A 19,200-nucleotide genomic window follows, 5' to 3' on the forward strand; every position below is an offset into this window, starting at 1 on the left:
CCTTTTTTATTTTCTCAACGCAAGAGGACACACATGAGCATGATTCGTGGAACCCGTTTTATCGTTGGCAAGGAAGCCGCTCAGGTACGCGCGCTGGAAAACCGCTTCCGGGACTATCTTCATTGACGCAGGCGCCGAAGAAGCGATCGTTCCCGCGCTGTGGTCGCAGGACACCTTCATCCAGAAGGCCGGCGGCAGCGAGATCATTGGCCAGATGTGGGCCTTCGCCGACAAGAAGGGCCGGCCCTGCTGCCTGATCCCGGAAGCGACGGCGCTCTTCCAGGAGCGCTGCGGCGAGTTGCTGGGCCAGCAACGGGAGCGCAGCTTGTTTTACGTAGCACGCTGCTATCGATACGAACGGCCGCAGGCCGGCCGGTATCGCGAGTTTTCGCAGCTTGGCTTCGAATATTTGTGCCCCACGCCGGAGCAGGCCTCGCAACGAAGCCTCGCGATCGCCACCGGCTTTTTCGATTCGCTCGGACTGAAGTATGAAGTCAACGACGCGGCGCGCAGAGGGCTCAGCTATTACCTGAATGGTCAGGGGTTCGAAATACGTTGCACCGAGCTGGGGGCGCAGCAGCAGGTGGTAGGCGGCGGGGCTTATCGGGAAGGCGCAGGCTTCGGCATTGGCGCGGAACGGCTCCTGCTGGCGATGACGGCGCAAGGTCTCTTATAACCGCAGGTCGCCTGGGATGAGGCTTGCCGTTGCCAAGCGGCTCAGCCTCATTCCTGCGTTGCCTTTTGTCCGGATGCTTCGATTGCCTTTCCGGGTTTCACCAGATAACGCCGGGCACTCGCATAGTCTCCCCGCAAGACCCATTTCAGGCAGCTTAAAAGCTCCCAGGCCAGGTAACGGTCGCCGGAGTGAAAAGCCGTCATGTCCCGCTCATTCGACGCCAGCCGCGACGCGGTTCGAGACGCCAGGCAGTCCTCCCGATTTATGATCTCCACAAAAGGATGTTCCAGCGTGAATTCGGGAGAAGGAAGTCTTCGAAACGCATAGACGATAACCTTCGACGCTCGCCGCCAAGCGTGTTGCAATTGTCACGCGCTCATCCCAACGCTTCGCGTGCGTACTGCGCGGGCGGCCGCCCCACGTGCCGCGCAAAGGCCACGCTAAAGGTGCTGGCAGAGCTGTAGCCCACGCGCTCTGCAATCTCCGCGATCCGTCCTGCGTTGCGGCGAAGCAGGTCTTTCGCAAGCGCCATGCGCCAGGCAAGCAGATACTCCATCGGCGCGATGCCGACCGCGCGGTTGAAACGCTCGAAAAACGTCGAGCGCGAAAGCGCCGCTTCTTTCGCGAGTTCGGCAATCGTCCATGCATGCGCCGGACGCTCATGCATGCCGCGGATCGCGGCGGCAAGACGTCCATCGGCCAGGCCGCGCACGAGTCCCGGCGAAGCGCTGGTCCCGGCCGCGGACCGCAATGCCTCGATGAGCAGCACCTCCAGCAAACGCGAAAGCACCACCTCGCGCGCGGGCCGCTGCTCGCGCGACTCTTCCCGCACGAGTTGCACCAGCGTGGCGAGGCGCTGTTCGCCACGCACATGCACGATATGCGGCAGCAGCGACACCAGCAGGGAAGCATCGGGCGAACCGAAGTTGCAATGCCCGGCCATCATCCGCGTGTCGATCGGCCGGTCCGCGGGCCCAATTCTGAATTCGCCATTGCCGAGCGCAACAGGCGCCGCCGTTTCCACGCCCGGCGGCGGCGGTTTCAGGCTGGACATCGCCACGCCGTAGGCCGCGGGAATCAGCACGAAGTCGCCCGACAAAAGCTCGATTGGCTCGTGCTCGTCGATCGCGATCCGGCAGCCGCCCTCGAGAATCACGCCGTAGAACGGCTCGCCGGCGTCCGAGCGACTGATACGCCAGGGGCTGGCGCCCATCACCAGTTTGGAGAAGCGCGCGCTCGGCTGCAGCAGCATGACCACCTCGGCCATCGGATCGATCATCGCCGGACTCCTGCAAATGAAATTCGGATGTTCGATTGTAGCGAGTACGGCTTCGGCGATCTATCGTAGAAGCCCTGTTCCCCCTGTCCAAGGAGTGCTTCAATGAAAACCGTGCTGATCACGGGCTGTTCGTCAGGCTTCGGCCTGGAAATCGCGCGCTACTTTCTCGCCCGCGACTGGCGTGTCGTCGCCACCATGCGCACGCCGCGTGCGGACCTGCTGCCGCCCTCGGACGCGCTCCGCGTGCTGGCCCTCGACGTCACGAATCCGGAAAGCATACGCGACGCCGTCGAAGCGGCAGGCCCCATCGACGTGCTCGTGAACAACGCGGGCTTCGGCATGGCCGCCCCGGCCGAGCTTGCGCCCATCGAGGCCGTGCGCGCGGTGCTGGAAACCAACACCATTGGCACGATTTCCGTGACGCAGGCCGTGCTGCCCCAGTTCCGCGAGCGCAAGGCCGGCGTGGTCGTGAACGTCACGTCGAGCGTCACGCTCAAAGCGCTGCCCCTTCTCTCCGCTTACCGCGCGAGCAAGGCAGCGGTGAATGCCTTCACCGAATCGATGGCGCTGGAGCTCGCGCAATTCGGTGTGCGAGTGCGTCTCGTACTACCGGGCCGCGCACCGGATACCCGTTTCGGCGAGAATGCGCGCGCCCATATGTATGGGCTCGAGCATGAGGCCTATGCGGACATCTTCAAGCAGATATTCGCCCAGTTGACCGACGAAACGGCGCCGATTACCCATGCCCAGGATGTTGCCGAAGCGGTGTGGCGCGCGGCGACCGATCCGTCGTCGCCCATGCATATCCCCGCGGGGGTGGACGCCGAGGCGTGGGCCGCCGAAGCACGCTGACAAGCTGGCGCGGATTCGCAATAAATATAAGCAATCCTTATCTAAAGTTCGCAAAGCCTCGCAACATTGCGAGGCTTTGCCACCAGGAGCTTGCATGCAGGACCCACCCATCGCCCTCGTTACCGGGGCCAATCAAGGCATTGGCTACGAGATCGCCAGGGATCTCGTGCGCCACGGCTATACCGTGCTGGTCGGATCGCGCAATGCCGAACGCGGCGAGACCGCGGCCCGGGAGATCGGCCCAAGCGCCCACGCGCTTCAGCTCGACGTGACCGATCACGCTTCGATCTCCGCTGCGGCGCAGCGCATCGCCCACGCATTCGGCCGCCTGGATGTGCTCGTCCAGAACGCCGCCATCTCGAACACGCGGAGACTACCCGGCCAGTCCGTGGAGGACTATGCGAAAACCACGCGGCCGAGCAACGTATCAATCGACGAAATGCGCGCGGTGTGGAACACGAACGTATTCGGCGTCCTCGCCGTGTATCAGGCCATGCTGCCGCTGCTGCGCAAGTCCGGGGCGGCGCGCATCGTCAACGTGTCGAGCGGCGTGGGATCGCTGGCGGCGAACTCGGACCCGGCCTTCGCCTGGCGCGGCATCTTCGGCCCGGTCTACCCCGCCTCCAAGACGGCGCTCAATGCGTTGACCGTAGCCATGGCAATCGAGCTCGAACCCGAGGGGATCAAGGTCAACGCCGTTTCTCCCGGCTTCACGAGGACGAACCTCAACGGCTACACGGGCACGGACCCGGTCGAGGCCGGTGCGCGCGAGGCGGTACGCGTGGCGTTGCTCGGCGCAGACGGCCCGACCGGAACGTTCACATGCTGGGAAAACGAAACGATTCCCTGGTGAGGTCGCCCACACGGCAAACACGCTCCCGTTCGCGTTGCAAACCGCTTTTCCCGGCGATGCTATTGTGACCGTGCGCCCTGGCTGCAAAGACAGCATTGCGCGTCATTCATCGAATGGAAAAACGGAATGCAAGACCGCCAACGGGGGCGTGATGAGAGTCGTTGTCCTGGGAGGATAGGGAAATTTTGCCGCGCGTATCTGCCGCGCGCTGGCTCACGACGCAGAAATCGAAGGGGTGGTTGCCGCGCGGGACGAGCGGCGCGCAGCGGCGCAATCCGTTACGAATAACGGTGAACGCGAGCGTTCATGGGGAATCGCCTGCCGTGCGCCCGGAAAGCGGCTCAAGGTCGGGAAGCTTACAATATCAAGCGATCATTCAAGGTATAGCGATTGCTACCAGCGGATCATCCCCGGTCAACTGAAGCGAAATCATGCCGCCCAACCTGCCCAATCCGTCCACCCCCTCCGCCTCGGCCGCCAGCGCCAAAGTGGCTTCGCATCCGCACGGCACCCCAGCCTCGCCTGCCGGCAAGCATCCGGCGCCACCCTGTACGCTGGTGATCTTCGGTGCCGGCGGCGACCTGACCCAGCGCCTGCTGATGCCCGCGCTCTACAATCTGTCCGTCGATGGCCTGCTCGACGAGGCCATGAAGATTGTCGGCGTAAACCATGGCGAGCGCGAGACGAAGGCATGGGCCGACGAACTGCATGACGCGCTCCAGAAGTTCGCCGCCGACAAGGCCAGTACCTTTCACGCCGGTAAGCTGGACGACAACGCCTGGAACTGGGTCGCGCAGCGCCTGGACTATATCGCCGGCGACTTCGAGGACGACGGCCTGTATCGACGTCTCGCCCAGCAACTCGACGGCACGACGCGCGGCAACGTCGTGTTCTATCTCGCGGTAGGCGCGCGCTTCTTCAAACCGATCGTCGAACGCCTGGGCCGCGCCGGCCTGTTGAAAGAGGACCGCAAGGACGGCGGTCCGTTCCGCCGCATCGTGATCGAAAAGCCTTTCGGCACCGACCTTGCTTCGGCACGCGATCTGAACCGGCATCTGCTGAGTTTCGCAAAGGAAACGCAGATCTACCGCATCGACCATTTTCTCGGCAAGGACACCGTACAGAGCATTCTGGCCGTGCGCTTCGCCAATGCGTGGTTCGAACCGGTCTGGCGCCGCGAGTATATCGACAGCGTGCAGATCACGGCGTCGGAAGTGATCGGGGTGGAGGAGCGCGGCAACTTCTACGAACAAACGGGCGCCTTCCGCGACATGGTGCCGAACCACCTCTTCCAGTTGCTCGGCATGATTGCGATGGAGTCGCCCAACTCGTTCGACGCCGAAGCCATACGCAACAAGAAGGCCGAAATCTTCGAGGCCATCCAGCCGCTCACGCCGGGCGACGTGATCTTCGGCCAATATGGGCAAGGACCGGCGGGCGTAGCTTATCGCAGCGAGCCCAACGTCGCGAAAGACAGCCCTATCGAGACCTACGCCGCTGCAAGGGTGCAGATCGACAACCGGCGTTGGGCCGGTGTCCCGTTCTATCTGCGCACCGGCAAGCGTCTCGCGGCGCGGCGCACCGAAATTTCGGTGCAACTGAAGAGCGTGCCGCTGCGCGTGTTCCGCGGGATGCCCATCGGTGTACCCACGCCCAACGTCCTCACGCTGCGCATCGATCCTTCGCATGGCACGAGCTTCGATTTCAACGTCAAGACCCCGGGGCCCGTCATGCAGATCGGCGCGGTGCAGTCCTCGTTCGATTACGATGCGTTCTTCACCCAGGCCGCCAATGTCGGCTACGAAACGCTGCTCTACGACTGCATGCTCGGCGACGAAACGCTCTTTCAACGTGCCGATAGCATCGAAGCGACGTGGGCCGCGGTGAACGGCGTACTGCATCCAGAGAGCGGCAGCGCGATTCCGGTGCACGGCTACGCCGCGGGCAGCGATGGACCAGCGCAAGCCGACGCCCTGCTCGCGCACGACGGCCGCGCATGGCGCGCACTGACTCAAACGAGACCGGGCAAGACGTCACAATAGGCGCTTCACAGCGCACCCTTTACCGAAGGAGGAAAGCGTGGCAAGCACGACCCGCAAAACCAGCACCGCGACAAAGCGCACAGGGCGCACGCTGCGCGCAACGCCAGCCAGGCAGGGAAAAAGTAAGGACATCGAAAATATCCTCGCCATCGATATCGGCGGAACGGGCCTGAAAGCGGCCATCATCGACGCCCAAGGGAACATGCGCACCGAACGCGTGCGCGTGCCGACGCCGCATCCCTGCCCGCCGGACCTGCTCGTCGAAACGCTCTGCAAGCTGGTCGAACCGCTCGTCAAAGCGCATCCGCCCACTCACGTCTCGATCGGCTTTCCCGGTTTCGTGCGCGACAATCGCGTGTTGACCGCGCCGAATCTCGGCCCGCAAGGCTGGAACGACGTGCCGCTCGCGCAAATGCTGGGCGAGCGCCTTGGCAATCCGTCCGTGCGCATCATCAACGACGCGGAAATGCAGGGCTTCGCCGCCATCGAAGGACAGGGGCTCGAATTCGTATTGACGCTAGGCACAGGCGCCGGCACGGCCCTGTTCCGCGACGGCGAACTGATGCCGCATCTCGAACTCGCGCATCATCCGGTCAGCAAGAACCGCACATACGACGAATACATCGGCGATGCCGCCCGCCGCAAGGCCGGCAACAAACGCTGGAACAAGCGTGTCGAGAAGATAATTAGCATTCTCGAATCGCTCGTGCATTACGACAAGCTCTGGATTGGCGGCGGTAATGCCGCGCGTCTCACGTTCGATTTACCGCCGAATGCGGCTACCGTACCGAACGAAAGAGGCATTGAGGGCGGAGCGCGTTTGTGGCATCCGCTTTCGGTCCGGGAAACGCGGCAATTGCCGGAGGCCACGCAGCGCACGGGTATTTTTAGTCGATGACCATGCTGCGCCATTTGGAGAACTGCTGCTGCAAGCAGGATCGGAAACAGTCTCCGTCGAGAGCGGGCAGATGTATCTTGCGCTGGCGGGGACCGCCCACGCCGTCCTGCCCGGCAGCCACGGCACGCTCGTCATCATCGACGTCTAAAGTTCACTTCCCGCTTCGCTCTTCCGGTTGCGCAAGTAGCCGAGCACCAGCCCGGTCAGTTCGGCTTTCAGGAGCGGCGCGTCGAGTTGCCCGTTGCGTGCAGCGGCATGCACTGCCCCCTCCACTGCGCCAGCCAGCACCCACGCCGCCACTTCGTCACCCGCGTCGCCTTCGCGCCCGGATGCGAATTCGATCACGGCCCGATAGGCACGCCGGTACGCTTCTTCGAAGTCGCCGTAGTTCGTGCGCGCCAACAGCGGCACGCCGTCGATCAGCACACGATGCAGCGCCTGATTTTCGCTATGCAGGGCAATGATGCCCGTCACCAGATGCGTCACGCGTTGCGCTAACGACATGGCCTGCGGCCCTTTCGCCGGCGGCGCCAGCGCATCGAGCACCGCGTCGAGGTGGCGTTGCCGGATCACCTCGGCCAGCGCGAGCTTGTCGGGGAAGTACTGATACAGCGAACCCACGCTGACGCCGGCCACCTCGGCCACCTCGTTCGTCGTAAAGTCGGCCCAGCCTCGCGCCGCCAGAACGCGAATAGCCGCATCGACGATCGCATCGACCATGGCCCGCGACCGCTGCTGCCGCGGCGGCCTCCGCAAGACGACAGGTTGCCGTAAAACGCGAGTAGCCAAAGCCGTTTCCTCCAAGCCAGAATATGAGTATCAATTCGCATGATACATGGACAAGAAACGGCCTTCTATCAGGCGTAATAAGACTTTAATCAGGTTTATGAGGGAACCCCCATGAGTGCCAAAATGCTTTTGGCTTCGCTATTCGAGTACAAGACCTGGGCCGACGAGAATCTCATCCGCGGACTGCTTGAAAACGAGAGTCTGGCTCACGACTTCAAGTACCAGACGGCAACGCGAATTTTCGAGCACGCGCACATCGTCGATTGCCTGTTTCAGGCGCATTTGCAGCGTAAAAACCATTCGTACTCGCGCACCGAGTCTGATGAACCGCCCGATCCGAAAGTGCTATTTGAGAGCATCCGGAATCTCGATCGCTGGTATGTCCACTACCTGGCGAATCTCGACGAAGCCGACTTGAGCGAAGCCATTACGTTTTCCTTTACCGATGGCACGACTGGCACCATGACCCGCGAGGAAATGCTGGGGCACCTCATTGCACACGGCGGATATCATCGCGGCGAGGTGGGTCAGATTCTGACCCAGCTTACGGGGTCTTCGCCGCGCGACACGTTCACAGGGTTTCTTCATGAAGTCGAGCCGCAGCGGAGTGTCGGTGAGTCTCCCGGGAAACACCGCAACTAGCCGCGGCTGCCCGGTTCGATGTCCGCAATAAATAGACTCCGTGCCCGCACCGTTGCAAGTTGACTGTAGGGCGCGCGCGATAGCATCCCGGGAGTGCATTCGATCCTGAACCCACTCCTTCGATGAATCACGCCCGCGCCTTTTTCGACGAACTCAATCGCCACTATCTGGACCTGCTTCGGGACGAGGGCACGCTCTATTGGTCTACCCACACCGGCCAAAGCGACGCACACGACGCTTTGGCCGCCGCTTCGCTCAAACGCAAGATGTTCGCGGGGGATGCCTCGCGTCTGGTACAGGTGCGCGAGCATCTTGCGAGGCTCAATGCCGCGGAGGCATCTCCCGCCCGGGACACGCTGATCGGCGGCTTGCGCGGATGGCTGAAAGTTCTCGAAGCCAATGCAACGGGCAGCGAACGCGCCGCAACACTGCTGTCCGAGCTTCTCGAACAGGACCGGGCGAACTCGACTCCTCGATTACGATCGTTCACGGCGCACAGCGGATTGCAGCCAACGACGAATCGTTAGCCGCCTTGTACGCGGCATTCGAACGCTGGATTGAAAGCGCGCGGCCTTGAAGGTGTCCGCAGCAGTATTTAGGAACCCGAATTCAAAAGGGCGCCGCCAATCGTGCCGTCATCGGAAAGCACGAGCCGCCAGATACTCGATCCGCGCTCGTGCCTGGCCAGATAAACGTCCCACCCCTGATTGCCGACACCGATAAAACGCAGCGATTCCAGCGGACCTGGCTGGTCGAGCGCCGCCTTGCTCTATGACCACGCCGGGGACCATGAGCCGCGCGATCCCGACAGCCGGCTCGGCGCCCGGGCTGGTGGAATCCCGTGGCGCCACTGCCACGCGTCGACGGTAACGCCGACCTGCACGGTCTCGAACCCGAAGAGCGCAAAGTCTGGTTCGACCTCGATGAGGGTGTCGCCCATATGGCGGTGCCTGGTACGACGCGTGTACGCAAGACCCGCCTGTGCGAGGTCCTGGTCGCCCAGGATACGCGCCTGCAGGAAATCCTGAACGCGGCGAAGGACCGGGCCGCGTAATCCCGCGTTCGCTGGTGGCGCGCGAGGTTGCACGGATGCACAGAGGGAACTACAACGCTCACCCCGGCATCACCTCACGGCGCCAGCGGACGAAACGCGCCGCGCTCCTGCTCATCCAGTTGCGCGACCAGTCCCAGTTCCCACTCGAGATAGGCGCGCGATGCCGCCTTGTTTCCCGCATGCCGGTCATGGACGAAGAACAGAAAGTCGATCCGCTCAACGGGCGTCAACCCTTCCGGCGCGTGGCGCACCTCCCCGCCGTGCGCCTCCCACGCTGCGAGGCCGCCCTCCAGCACGGTGAATACACGCCACTCCGTCGACGGCAGATCCGCCACCGCCCATGCGGCGAGACGCGGATCGTCGACGATGAACGTGACCGCTGAGCCGGATCGGCCGAGTGCATCGGCAATCCGCGGACGGATCGACCAGATGCTGCCGGGCACGTGGCCCGCGAGCCATGCCGCGCTCGCGCGTAGATCCAGGACCGATGCAGTTCCATTGGCGAGACGTCGACGGAGTTCGTCTGCCGAAACCGTCGGCAACGCGACCGCGTTGGGCGCACTCGGGTCGGACAGCGCGAGCCCGCTGCGCAGGCCCCCTTCGAGCACCCACGCCTCGTGCCCAAGCTGCCTTAGCCAGCTCGCAGTGACGGGCGCACGTACACCGTCGCCGTCGTCGTCGTCGAACAGCACGACGATCGCGTGACGCACACCGATGTACTGGTCCGTCGCCTGCTGCAACTGTCCGCCGGGCGCGTGCTGCGCGCCCGGAAGCGTGCCGGCGGCGAACTCCTCCGCCGTGCGGACGTCGCACAGGTAAACGGTACGCTCGCCCGCATCGACCCAACCGCGCACCGTGCCGGCATCGGCCCACTGCACGCCGGCGCGCTGCGCGAGCGCGCGCGCCGCCGCGATGTGCTCCGGCGTGGCGCGCACCTCATCGCGATAGCGGCGTTGTTGACCGCGCTCCAGCGGCAGGTCGGCGAGCGACCATCCCTGCGTGCCGTTCTCGAGCGCATACACCGGATTGCGCACCCCGAGATTCAGCAGCGTCTGCGCGCCGATAATGCTGCGCGTGCGACCCGCGCAATTGATGACGATCGGGGTATGGTCGTCCGGTACGAGCGAATCGATCCGCAACGCGAGTTCGCCGTTCGGGCAGCACGCCGCACCGGGAATGCTCATCGCGGCGAATTCGCTGACCGGACGACCATCGAGCACCACGGGCGGCTTTGCCGAGCGTTGCCATTCCAGCAGCGTCGCGGCGGACACATGCGGCGTGTGCGCGACCGTCTCGACGAGTTCTCCAAACGCCTTCGATGGCACGTTGACGCCTTTGAACAATACGAGTCCGGCTTCCTGCCAGCCGCGCACGCCACCTTCCAGCCGATGCACAGCGGTGTAACCGAGCCCGGCAAGCCGGGCTGCGGCCGCGCGGGCCGGCCCACGTTCTCCGTCGTCGTCATCGAAGAGCACGATGCGCACGCGGCGGTTCGGGGCGAGCCGCCCCACGTCGCGCTCCAGCACGCTATACGGCAGCGGCACCGCGTAGAACGGGTGGCCTTCGCCATACTGCCCATGCTCGCGAATGTCGAACAGCGCGATTTCGCCGCCATCGTGCAGCCAGCGTTTCAGGGTTGCTGCCGGGATCGTGTGGGTCATGCTTCGCATCCGTCGTGCACGGTCGATTGCCCGCGCGAGTGTTCATCCACCTCCGCGCAGATATGGCGCGGGATCTCCATTCAATTCTTCGACGGGATCGGCCAGACCGCTTTCTGTACGCCGTTGAACTGCGGATCGTATTCGACGTCGACCTTCACTTTCTTGTGGATCGCGTGGCCGTCGTACAGGATGTCCGCGATGTGCTGCTCTTCGCCGATCAGTCCCGCGTCGAACTTCACGAAGCTGCCGCTGCGCACCTGATACTCGAACGCGGCCCGCTCGTCGGAGACCTTGAGCGTGTCCTTCAGGACCGCAATCACGTCGTCGCGATGCGCGTCGTGCCACGCCCAGTAGCCCGACATGCGCGAAAAGAAGTCCTGCAGCGCGGCGACCTTCGCCGGGTCTTTCAGATCGGCGGATGTCGTGGCCCACACGTTGAGCGCCGGAATCTGCGTATCGCGATCGGTCAGCAGGATATGACCCGCGCCCGATTTGATCGTGGGCAGGATCGGCCCGAGCGCGCCCGCGTACACATCCACCTCGCCGGCGTTGAAACCGGCCGCGGAGGTGGCGCCATCGGCGAACTTGACGGGCTCGATGTCCTTTTCCGTGATACCCGCCTTCACCAGCGTCGCGAGATATTGCGAGTGGTTGTAGCCACCATAGTTGTAGCCGACCTTGTGCCCCTTGATCTGCGAGACGCTCTCGATCTTCGAGCTGGTGCGCACGGCCGTCACGACCGGAGGGTAGTCCTTCGAGTAGAAGTTGCGCCAGCCCGCGACGATGTGCAGCGGCGCAGCGTCCTTCGTCCATTCGGTGCGCGCGTTCGACTGTTCGATGGTGAGCGAGGTATCGCCCATGTGACCGAGGTCGATCCGGTTTGCGTACAGCGCCGACAGGTTGGCGGCAGGCCCCGTCAGCAGCACCCATTCGATCTGGTACGGTGCGGCGTTCACCACGCCGGATTTGCGGATCAACGCGGGAAACGCCGGATCCTGATAGGCGATCACGAGCTTCGTGTTCTTCAGGTCGGGCGGATTCTGGGCGCTGGCATTGCCGGCGAACCCGAGCGTGGCGGTAGCGAGCAGGACAGCGACGCCCGCACGGAAGATGTTCTTCAGCGACATACGGTACCTTGTTCGAAGGATGGAAAAATACGTCAGGAAAGGCTCTGCGAAAACTGGCTGAGCAGATCGCGCTTGAGTGCATTGAATTCGGGCGACGTGACGTCGCGCTCCCGCGCGAGCTCGACACGCGTCTCGTGACAGATCCGCCCTCTCGCAAGAATCACGATGCGGTCCGCGAGCACGAGCGCCTCGTCCAGATCGTGCGTGACGATCACGAGGCCGAACCTGTACTTCGCCCACAGCTTCAGCACGAGGCTCTGCATGCTGCGTCGGGTGAATGCATCGAGCGCGCTGAACGGTTCGTCCAGCAGCATCAGCTCCGGACTGCGATAGAGCGCCCGCGCCACCGCCACGCGCTGCGCCTGACCGCCGGACAGGTTGACGGGCCAGCTTTCCAGCTTGTCCTCCAGACCGACGTCCTGCAGCGCGGTGCGGGCACGCGTGCGTGCGTCGGGCAGCCCGGCCTCGTTCAGCAGGACGTTCTTCCACACGCGCAATGCCTGTATGAGGCGCGGTTCCTGAAACACCACCGACGTATTCCGCGTGACTTCCGCGCCGCCGCCCGATGCGGACTCCAGCCCGGCCAGCAATCGCAGCAGCGTGGTCTTGCCGGTACCCGATGGCCCGACGAGCGCGACACACTCGCCCTTGCTCACCGAGAAGTCGACGTTGTCGAGCACGGTGTGCTCGCCATAGCGCTTTCTGACGCCCGTCAGTTTCGCAACGACGGGCGCCCGGTCGATGGCCGGTGCGGCAATGACTTCAGACATGGTTGCCCCTCCACGCGAGCGCCTTGCGTTCGACGTAGCGCAGCAGTGCGTCCACGCCGATTCCGAGCAGCGCATACACGAGAATGCCCGCGATGATGATGTCGGTGCGCTGGAACTGGTTCGCGTTGTTGAGGATGTAGCCGATGCCGGCGCTCGCATTGATCTGCTCCGCCGCGACGAGCGCGAGCAGCGCAATCGCCGCGGAATAGCGCACGCCGACGAGGATGCCCGGCAGCGCCATTGGCAGGATGATGAGACGGATCTGGTGGCGCCGCGACAGGCGGAAGGTTCGGCCGAGTTCGAGCAGCTTCGGATCGATGCCGCGGATCGCGTGATAGGTGCTCAGATACATCGGCGATAGCGCCGCACCGGCGATCAGTGCAATCTTCGACACTTCGCCGATGCCGAACCATACGACGAAGATCGGCACGAGCGCGATGAACGGGATCGTGCGCAGCATCTGCAGCACGCCGTCGAAGCCGCGCTCGGCGGGTTTGCTGAGGCCCGCCGCGATACCGAGCAGCAGTCCCGCTCCGCCGCCGATCAGGAGCCCGAGCGCCGCGCGCGCGAGCGAGATCTTCAGCGCGTCCTGCAGGTCGCCGGACTGCCAGAGTTCACGGAACGCAGCCAGCACGGATGCCGGCGAAGGCAGCACGAACTCGCTCGCCACGCCAAGCGACGATGCCGCCTGCCACAGCACGATCAGCAGTACCGGCACGACGGCGCGCCAGGCAGGCTCCCGCAGCCCCGACAAGCGGGCGGAAGGTCGGGCAGGCGCCGCGGAAGGTGCCTCGGAAGGCGCCGCGGTCAGGGTCGATTCTCGGGAAGACATACGTGTCCTCGTTCAGGTTAACCGGATCGCAGCCAGCCATGCGGCTAGCCGCGCATCACACATGCTGGCGCTCAGGTCCCGGCGTTGACCGGTTCCGCGGCCTTCGCCGCTTCCGCCATGCGCGCATAGCGGCTCGATGGCCGCGGCAGGCCGTAGTGCTCGCGCAGCGTGGCCCCTTCGTAGTCGCGCCGGAAAATGCCCTTGCGTTGCAGCAGTGGCACAACGTGATCGACGAAGTCCGCGAGGCCCGACGGGAACACATCGGCATTGAGATTGAAGCCGTCGGCGGCGCGCGTATCGAACCAGCGCGCGATGTCTTCCGCGACGGTCTCGGGCGTGCCGACCACCATCCGGTGCGCGCCGGGATTGCGATCGAGCAGATCGCGCACGGTCAGGTTCTCGCTCCGGGCGAGCAACACGGTGGCGCGGATGAAGCCGCGCGACACGTCGGTGCGGGTGCCCGCGTCGATGCGCGCATAAGGCAGCGGCCCATCGAGTTGCAGATCCGCCGCGTCGAGACCGAGCGCACGCGCGAACTTGTTGAGTTCGGAACTGCGATCGAGCAGTGCATCCATCTCTGCCTTGCGCGCACGGGCCTCGGCGAGCGTGCCGCCGATCACCGGGTACAGACCCGGCAGCACCAGCAGATGGTCGGGGTCGCGGCCATGCAAGGCCGCGCGGGCCTTGATGTCGCGATAGAACGCCTGCGCGCCATCGAGCGTGGTCTGCGCGGTGAACACCGCATCCGCGTGACGCGCGGCGAGCGCAACGCCTGCCTCGGAACCGCCCGCCTGCACCAGCACGGGCCGCCCCTGCGGGCTACGCGGAAGATTGAGCGGTCCCTCCACCTGGAAGTGCTCGCCGCGATGCGCGATCGCGTGCACGCGTGCCGGGTCCGCGTAGCGGCCGGTTGCCCGGTCGGCGATCAGCGCGTCGTCTTCCCAGCTGTCCCACAGCCTGACCACCACCTCGACGAATTCCTCCGCGCGTGCATAGCGGGCGTCCTTGTCGAGCGGCTCTCCGATGCTGAAATTCGCGGCCGCATCCGGGTCATAGGTCGTCACCGCATTCCATGCGACGCGGCCGGCGCTCAGATGGTCCACCGAGGCGAAGCGGCGTGCCAGATTGAACGGATCGTTGAAGGTAGTCGATGCCGTACCAACCAGTCCGACGTGCTGCGTCACACCCGCGAGCGCGGTCAGCAGCACGGTCGGTTCGAGCGATTGTGCCGGCCCGTGCGCATGGCCGCGCAGCGCGAGCGCGTCGGACAGGAACACGGCATCCAGCTTGCCGCGCTCCGCGATTCGCGCGATCTCCGTGAAGAAGCCGAGGTCGACGATCGACTTCGGATTGGCGAGCGTCCGCCATCCGGCGGGATGACGGCCGGTTCCCGTGACATTGGTATTCAGGTGGAGTCTGCGTGGCGCAGTCATGGTCGCGTTCCTGTGCAGGTGAACCAGCGCGTGCCGTTCATGCCGTACCGCGCAGCGTCGCGAGGCGCGCCTCGCTGCGTGCATGGGTCGGGGTGCCGAAATCGATCACGTCGATCGACGCGATCCGGTCGCGCTCGACCTGTTCGACGAGTTGCAGCTCCCACGCAAGATAGCCCCGCATCTGCTTCGCGGATTCTTCGGGTGCGTAGTGATAGGGGCTGTACCAGGCGTCGTCGTCGCCGGTCAGATTCCCTTCGTCGCCGGTGGCATGCGGAAGTCCGAGCGCGAGCCAGCGCTGCGTGCCGCCGAGCAGCGCCACGACCCCGTCGCGACGGTTGCGCAGTTCGGCCGCGAGCAGCCCCGCAAGCACACCGTCGCCCGACGTGATGACGAGTTGACGCGACCGGTCGTCGATCCGCTCCAGCACGGATTCGAGCGCGCTTGCCGCCACGAAGCGTGCGCCCGCGATGTGCGCGCGACGAAACGCGAGACTGCTGTCCACGTCGACGACCTGCGCGGTGCCGGCCTCCAGCGCCTCTGCAACGCGGTCTGACTCGATCCATCGGGCGCGGCCCGGTGCGCGGAAAATCACGGGCGCTTCTGGTCCGCTTTCGAGTTCGACCGCCGCGTCATCGCCGGTCAGCACGAACACCTGCAGATAGCCGAGTTGCACGAGCCACGATGCCGTCATGCGCGCCCGCACGCCGTCGTCATCTGCGAGCACGACGCGCGAATGCAGCGTGCCCACGTATTCGTCGGTCGCCTGCACGAGCTGTCCGCCGGGTGCCGACCGCCAGCCGGTACGATGACCCGCTTCGTATTCCAGCGGACTGCGCACGTCGAAGCGGTAAAGGGTCTGCGTCCCGGCTTCGCGTTCGAAGCCAGCGAGCGTTGCATGATCGATCTCGATCACGCCGGCCCGCTTTGCAGCGCGTTGTGCAAGGGCACGTGCATCGGCGAGCGTCGCGTCGTCCGGACGCGGCGCCGTGCGGATCTGGCCGCGTTCGAGTTCGAGCCCTTCCAGCAGCCACGACATCGACCCACCCGTCAACGCCGCCACCGGATTGGGGATGCCGGCATTCACGAGCGACTGCGCGCCGAGAATGCTGCGCGTGCGGCCCGCGCAGTTCACCACGATCAGCGTGTCGGGCGACGGCGCCGCGGCAAGGGCACGGTACACGAGTTCCGCCCCCGCGCATTCGACGCCGCCAGGAATGTTCATCGTCTGGTATTCGGGGAATGGGCGGCTGTCGAGCACCACCATATCCTCGCCCGAATCCAGCAGGCGCCTGAGCGTGACGGCGTCGATGTTCGGCGTCGCGAGCCGATGTTCGATCGCTTCGCCGAAGGCTTTGCCAGGCACGTTGGTGCCGGTGAACACTTCGAATCCAGCGGCCTCCCAGCCGCTCACGCCGCCTTCGAGAATCGAGACATCCGTGTAGCCGAAGCGGGCCAGTTGCGCCGCCGCGCGCGCGGTGTATTCGCCGCCTTCATCGACGAGCACGACGGGCGTGTCGCGACGCGGCACGAGCTGCCCGACGAGGAGACCGAGCCGGCCCACCGGCGCGATCGACGAATAGAACAAACGGCGACGCGCGGAGACACCCTCCTCCCGCACATCGAGAATGGCGAGCTCGCGCCGTGCGGCGAGCGCATCGCGCAGTGCGGAAGGCGTGACCAGCGGAAAAGTCGTTTGAGTCATGTTGAGCAGAACCGGATCTGAGGAAATGAGGATGGCCAGGTCGATGGAAGCGATCGAAGCGTTCGTTCAGAAGAACGCGGCCGTAGGCAGCGGCACGCCGTTGATCGCGTGATTGCCGATCGCTCTGGCCTTGTAGAGCCCTGGGTTGTGCGACGCGATGGTGCGGATATTGCGCCAGTGACGGTCGAGCTGCGCGGCCTGCTTCGCCGCCGATGCGCCGCCCACGTCGAAGAGTCGCGTGCCGGCTGCGAGCGCGAGCTGATCCACCACCACCTTCGCTTTCGCGCTGCGCAGCGCGGCTTCCACGAACAGCGGGTCGTTGGGCTCGCCTGCGATTGCGCTGTCGAATGCTTCGCCGAGCACGGCTGCCGCATTCAGCACGGCAGCCTCGGCGACAAATGCCGCGCTCTGCAGTTCGCCCACGGCTTCCTGCAGCAGCGGATCGTCGGCGGGTCGGGGCGCCACCGCGTGGTAGTAGTTGCGTTCGCGCTGCTGCACGAGCCGCACCGCGTCTTTCGAAATCCGCCGCAGAATGCCCGCAACGATCGTGGTCAGATAGAGCTGCGCGAAGGTCGCCTGTTGCGGGAGCTTCACGTCGTCGTCGAGCACGAGCACATCGTCGGCCGCAACGTGAACATCGCTGAACACGGTCGTGCCGCTCGCCGTCTGGCGCTGGCCGATACCGTCCCAGTCGTCGCGCACGTCCACGCCCGGCTGGCGCACCGACACCCGCGCGCCGACGAAGCGGCCGTCCGGCATCTTCGCATTGACGATGATGTGATCGAAGTACAGGTTGCCGGTGCTGTAGTACTTGGTGCCGCTCAGCCTGAACGCGCCGCCATCCGGTTGCAGCCGCGTATTGCCGTCGCCATCGCCGATGTTCTGCGTGCCGAGTTCACTTGCGCCGAGCCCGAACAGCTCGTTGTCGTTCACGTGCTGGAGCCAGCGCTGGTATTGCGGCAGATGGCGCGCCCGCAGCGCCTTTTCGACGAACGCGAAGTGGTTGCGCAGGATGTGCGGAATGTTGGAGTCCGCTTCCGCAAGATCCAGCACCAGCTCGTAGAGTTGCGGCAACGTCGCGCCCGCGCCGCCTTCCGTGGTCGGCACGCGGAACACCCCGAGCCGTGCGGCACGCACCAGCGCGATCGCATCGAAGGTGTCCGCTTCGCCGCGGTCGCGCGCCAATGCGCCTGCCGCGAGCGCGGCGACGAGATCCTGCAAGGCAGGTGAACCGGGTCCTGCCGCGCGGGCGGTCAGGTCATCCGCGAGTGTCGAGTCGATCGTTCCCATCTGTACTGTTCCCTTGAAATCGTTGACGTGCATTCATGTAGCGGCGCGCGACCGCGCTCAACCGGCTGCGGGCACCCGCACCCGGAGGCCGGCCTGCTCCAGCAGCGGCAGCACCGCCTCGCCGAAGTACGCGAGATCGGGCTCGAAATCGAAGAACGTAAGCTGCACGCCGTCGATACCGGCCGCTTTCAGCCGCAGCAGGTCGTCCACCACGCGCTCGGGCGAGCCGATGATCTGGATGTTGCCGCCGAGCACGCGCTGCTCGCGCTGGTGGCCCTTCCATGCTTTCGCATCGCTGCGACGGCCGGTGAAGCCGTCCACCGCACCGAAGTCGGCATGCGACACGATCGCGTCGTAGTACGCGAGCGCTTCCTTCTCAGTGGGCCGGCACACGATGGTCGGATTGATCAACGTGCGCACCGTGCGGCGCTCGGCTTCAGCGGCCGCGCGCACCTGTGCAGTGTGCGCGGGCAGTACCTCGAGCGCCGCGTCGATCTGCGCGCCTGCGGAACTCGTGATGAAGATCAGGTCGGAGTACTTCGCTGCGTATGCGATACCGGCGGGCGAACTGGTCGCGTTCACGAGCACCGGTCGCCCGAAGCGCGGCTTCGGCGAAACGAATGCATTGCGCGTGCGATACCACTCGCCGTCGAACGTGAGGTTGTCTTCGGACGACCAGAGCTGCTGCATCACGTCGATGAATTCGCTCGCCATTTCGTAGCGCTGATCGTGTTCGAAATGGCCAACGCGGCCGAACATCTCCGCTTCGTCGATCGAATGGCCAGTCACCATGTTGAGGCCCCAACGCCCGCCCGAGATGTGATCGAGCGTCGCGCCGAATTTCGCGAGATGCAGCGGGTGCCAGTTGCCATAGAGAATGTGCAGCGTCGACACGAGCAGGATGCGGCTCGTGACGGCCGCGAGCGACGCGATCGTGATGAACGAGTCGAGCGATTCGCGGCGGTAGCGGGTGACGCCGCCGTGTCCGTCCTTGCCGAGCCACTGCGCGAGCCCGAAGACCAGATCGAAGCCGAGATCTTCCGCCTTGCGTGTGAGCCGTGCGTTGTAGTCGAAGCTCCAGTCGGTCGTGCGCGGCAGCGTCGACATCGACCAGCCGCCGCTCTGGATCGGCAGGAACAGGCCGAGCATCAGCGGCTGCGAGAGCGCCCGTGACAGCGGGCTATCGGGAAACGCGGCGGGCGACTGGGTAGACATGGGGCACCGTGGAGAAATAGGGAAGAACGCGATCAGGCGTTGCGGACCGGCGCGAGCGAGGCATACGCGCCCATCGGCGTGTTGC

At 64.8% G+C, this 19,200-nt stretch carries 19 protein-coding genes and 1 pseudogene; 9 read left to right on the forward strand and 11 right to left on the reverse strand.

What is annotated here, in order from left to right; genetic code table 11:
* Positions 1–64: 64 nt before the first annotated feature.
* Positions 65–676 (forward strand): ATP phosphoribosyltransferase regulatory subunit, encoded by a 612-nt coding sequence (locus BFE01S_RS28920; protein WP_028228499.1) that lies wholly within the window; start codon positions 65–67, stop codon positions 674–676.
* A 47-nt stretch (positions 677–723) separates the two neighbouring features.
* Here the strand turns inward: BFE01S_RS28920 and BFE01S_RS44665 are convergent, their stop codons facing one another.
* Positions 724–879 carry a hypothetical protein gene (locus tag BFE01S_RS44665; RefSeq protein ID WP_156967185.1) on the reverse strand — a complete coding sequence of 52 codons (156 nt, stop codon included), beginning with the start codon at positions 877–879 and terminating at the stop codon, positions 724–726.
* Positions 880–1,052: 173 nt separating this feature from the next.
* Positions 1,053–1,955, reverse strand: a complete 903-nt coding sequence (locus tag BFE01S_RS28925) for an AraC family transcriptional regulator (protein WP_028228500.1) — start codon at positions 1,953–1,955, stop codon at positions 1,053–1,055.
* A gap of 102 nt (positions 1,956–2,057) precedes the next feature.
* Here BFE01S_RS28925 and BFE01S_RS28930 point away from each other — a divergent pair, with 102 nt between their 5' ends.
* From BFE01S_RS28930 to BFE01S_RS46430, 5 genes and pseudogenes are all read left to right on the forward strand, one after another.
* Positions 2,058–2,807, forward strand: a complete 750-nt coding sequence (locus tag BFE01S_RS28930) for an SDR family oxidoreductase (RefSeq protein WP_028228501.1) — start codon at positions 2,058–2,060, stop codon at positions 2,805–2,807.
* 94 nt (positions 2,808–2,901) lie between these two features.
* Positions 2,902–3,660, forward strand: coding sequence for an SDR family oxidoreductase (locus tag BFE01S_RS28935; RefSeq protein WP_028228502.1), 759 nt, complete (start codon positions 2,902–2,904; stop codon positions 3,658–3,660).
* A 431-nt stretch (positions 3,661–4,091) separates the two neighbouring features.
* Entirely contained in the window at positions 4,092–5,702 is a 1,611-nt protein-coding gene (gene zwf, locus BFE01S_RS28940) for a glucose-6-phosphate dehydrogenase (protein WP_028228503.1), read from the forward strand.
* Between the two features lie 91 nt (positions 5,703–5,793).
* Entirely contained in the window at positions 5,794–6,600 is an 807-nt protein-coding gene (locus BFE01S_RS28945; RefSeq protein ID WP_028228504.1) for an ROK family protein, read from the forward strand.
* A gap of 37 nt (positions 6,601–6,637) precedes the next feature.
* Positions 6,638–6,748: pseudogene (locus BFE01S_RS46430) on the forward strand (cupin domain-containing protein); the annotation flags it as partial.
* On the opposite strand, the gene BFE01S_RS28950 reads toward BFE01S_RS46430, so the two are convergent.
* Positions 6,745–7,320, reverse strand: a complete 576-nt coding sequence (locus tag BFE01S_RS28950; protein WP_156967186.1) for a TetR/AcrR family transcriptional regulator — start codon at positions 7,318–7,320, stop codon at positions 6,745–6,747. The pseudogene BFE01S_RS46430 and the gene BFE01S_RS28950 sit on opposite strands and share 4 nt — an antisense overlap.
* Positions 7,321–7,500: 180 nt before the next feature.
* Here BFE01S_RS28950 and BFE01S_RS28955 point away from each other — a divergent pair, with 180 nt between their 5' ends.
* The 3 genes from BFE01S_RS28955 to BFE01S_RS28965 all read left to right on the forward strand — a co-directional run bounded on the left by BFE01S_RS28955 (position 7,501) and on the right by BFE01S_RS28965 (position 9,085).
* Positions 7,501–8,031: a DinB family protein gene (locus tag BFE01S_RS28955; protein ID WP_028228506.1), complete on the forward strand. Its 531-nt coding sequence runs from the start codon at positions 7,501–7,503 to the stop codon at positions 8,029–8,031.
* Positions 8,032–8,153: 122 nt separating this feature from the next.
* Positions 8,154–8,558, forward strand: coding sequence for a hypothetical protein (locus BFE01S_RS28960; protein WP_028228507.1), 405 nt, complete (start codon positions 8,154–8,156; stop codon positions 8,556–8,558).
* 314 nt (positions 8,559–8,872) lie between these two features.
* On the forward strand, positions 8,873–9,085 hold the full coding sequence (locus BFE01S_RS28965) for a hypothetical protein (RefSeq protein ID WP_028228508.1): 213 nt from the start codon (positions 8,873–8,875) through the stop codon (positions 9,083–9,085).
* A 74-nt stretch (positions 9,086–9,159) separates the two neighbouring features.
* Here the strand turns inward: BFE01S_RS28965 and BFE01S_RS28970 are convergent, their stop codons facing one another.
* From BFE01S_RS28970 to BFE01S_RS29005, 8 genes are all read right to left on the reverse strand, one after another.
* Positions 9,160–10,746, reverse strand: coding sequence for a rhodanese-like domain-containing protein (locus BFE01S_RS28970; protein WP_028228509.1), 1,587 nt, complete (start codon positions 10,744–10,746; stop codon positions 9,160–9,162).
* 80 nt (positions 10,747–10,826) lie between these two features.
* A complete protein-coding gene (locus tag BFE01S_RS28975) occupies positions 10,827–11,873 on the reverse strand; it encodes an ABC transporter substrate-binding protein (protein WP_028228510.1) in 1,047 nt (348 codons plus the stop codon).
* Between the two features lie 32 nt (positions 11,874–11,905).
* Positions 11,906–12,643, reverse strand: a complete 738-nt coding sequence (locus BFE01S_RS28980) for an ABC transporter ATP-binding protein (protein WP_028228511.1) — start codon at positions 12,641–12,643, stop codon at positions 11,906–11,908.
* Complete coding sequence (locus BFE01S_RS28985; RefSeq protein WP_028228512.1) at positions 12,636–13,475, reverse strand: ABC transporter permease; 840 nt, start codon at positions 13,473–13,475, stop codon at positions 12,636–12,638. The genes BFE01S_RS28980 and BFE01S_RS28985 overlap by 8 nt, the downstream gene beginning before the upstream one ends.
* 71 nt (positions 13,476–13,546) lie before the next feature.
* Positions 13,547–14,908: an LLM class flavin-dependent oxidoreductase gene (locus BFE01S_RS28990; RefSeq protein WP_028228513.1), complete on the reverse strand. Its 1,362-nt coding sequence runs from the start codon at positions 14,906–14,908 to the stop codon at positions 13,547–13,549.
* Positions 14,909–14,945: 37 nt separating this feature from the next.
* Positions 14,946–16,610 carry a rhodanese-like domain-containing protein gene (locus BFE01S_RS28995; RefSeq protein WP_028228514.1) on the reverse strand — a complete coding sequence of 555 codons (1,665 nt, stop codon included), beginning with the start codon at positions 16,608–16,610 and terminating at the stop codon, positions 14,946–14,948.
* 66 nt (positions 16,611–16,676) lie between these two features.
* Complete coding sequence (locus tag BFE01S_RS29000; protein ID WP_028228515.1) at positions 16,677–17,900, reverse strand: acyl-CoA dehydrogenase family protein; 1,224 nt, start codon at positions 17,898–17,900, stop codon at positions 16,677–16,679.
* A 57-nt stretch (positions 17,901–17,957) separates the two neighbouring features.
* Positions 17,958–19,115, reverse strand: a complete 1,158-nt coding sequence (locus tag BFE01S_RS29005) for an LLM class flavin-dependent oxidoreductase (protein WP_028228516.1) — start codon at positions 19,113–19,115, stop codon at positions 17,958–17,960.
* Positions 19,116–19,200: the final 85 nt, after the last annotated feature.

The sequence above is a fragment of the Paraburkholderia ferrariae NBRC 106233 genome, from assembly GCF_000685035.1.
GTDB lineage: Bacteria > Pseudomonadota > Gammaproteobacteria > Burkholderiales > Burkholderiaceae > Paraburkholderia > Paraburkholderia ferrariae.

Coding starts and splice junctions, on each gene's coding strand:
- BFE01S_RS44665 (WP_156967185.1), bottom strand. CDS start 879: ATGACGGCTTTTCACTCCGGCGACCGTTACCTGGCCTGGGAGCTTTTA.
- BFE01S_RS28925 (WP_028228500.1), bottom strand. CDS start 1,955: ATGATCGATCCGATGGCCGAGGTGGTCATGCTGCTGCAGCCGAGCGCG.
- BFE01S_RS28930 (WP_028228501.1), top strand. CDS start 2,058: ATGAAAACCGTGCTGATCACGGGCTGTTCGTCAGGCTTCGGCCTGGAA.
- BFE01S_RS28935 (WP_028228502.1), top strand. CDS start 2,902: ATGCAGGACCCACCCATCGCCCTCGTTACCGGGGCCAATCAAGGCATT.
- zwf (WP_028228503.1), top strand. CDS start 4,092: ATGCCGCCCAACCTGCCCAATCCGTCCACCCCCTCCGCCTCGGCCGCC.
- BFE01S_RS28950 (WP_156967186.1), bottom strand. CDS start 7,320: ATGGTCGATGCGATCGTCGATGCGGCTATTCGCGTTCTGGCGGCGCGA.
- BFE01S_RS28955 (WP_028228506.1), top strand. CDS start 7,501: ATGAGTGCCAAAATGCTTTTGGCTTCGCTATTCGAGTACAAGACCTGG.
- BFE01S_RS28960 (WP_028228507.1), top strand. CDS start 8,154: ATGAATCACGCCCGCGCCTTTTTCGACGAACTCAATCGCCACTATCTG.
- BFE01S_RS28970 (WP_028228509.1), bottom strand. CDS start 10,746: ATGACCCACACGATCCCGGCAGCAACCCTGAAACGCTGGCTGCACGAT.
- BFE01S_RS28975 (WP_028228510.1), bottom strand. CDS start 11,873: ATGTCGCTGAAGAACATCTTCCGTGCGGGCGTCGCTGTCCTGCTCGCT.
- BFE01S_RS28980 (WP_028228511.1), bottom strand. CDS start 12,643: ATGTCTGAAGTCATTGCCGCACCGGCCATCGACCGGGCGCCCGTCGTT.
- BFE01S_RS28985 (WP_028228512.1), bottom strand. CDS start 13,475: ATGTCTTCCCGAGAATCGACCCTGACCGCGGCGCCTTCCGAGGCACCT.
- BFE01S_RS28990 (WP_028228513.1), bottom strand. CDS start 14,908: ATGACTGCGCCACGCAGACTCCACCTGAATACCAATGTCACGGGAACC.
- BFE01S_RS28995 (WP_028228514.1), bottom strand. CDS start 16,610: ATGACTCAAACGACTTTTCCGCTGGTCACGCCTTCCGCACTGCGCGAT.
- BFE01S_RS29000 (WP_028228515.1), bottom strand. CDS start 17,900: ATGGGAACGATCGACTCGACACTCGCGGATGACCTGACCGCCCGCGCG.
- BFE01S_RS29005 (WP_028228516.1), bottom strand. CDS start 19,115: ATGTCTACCCAGTCGCCCGCCGCGTTTCCCGATAGCCCGCTGTCACGG.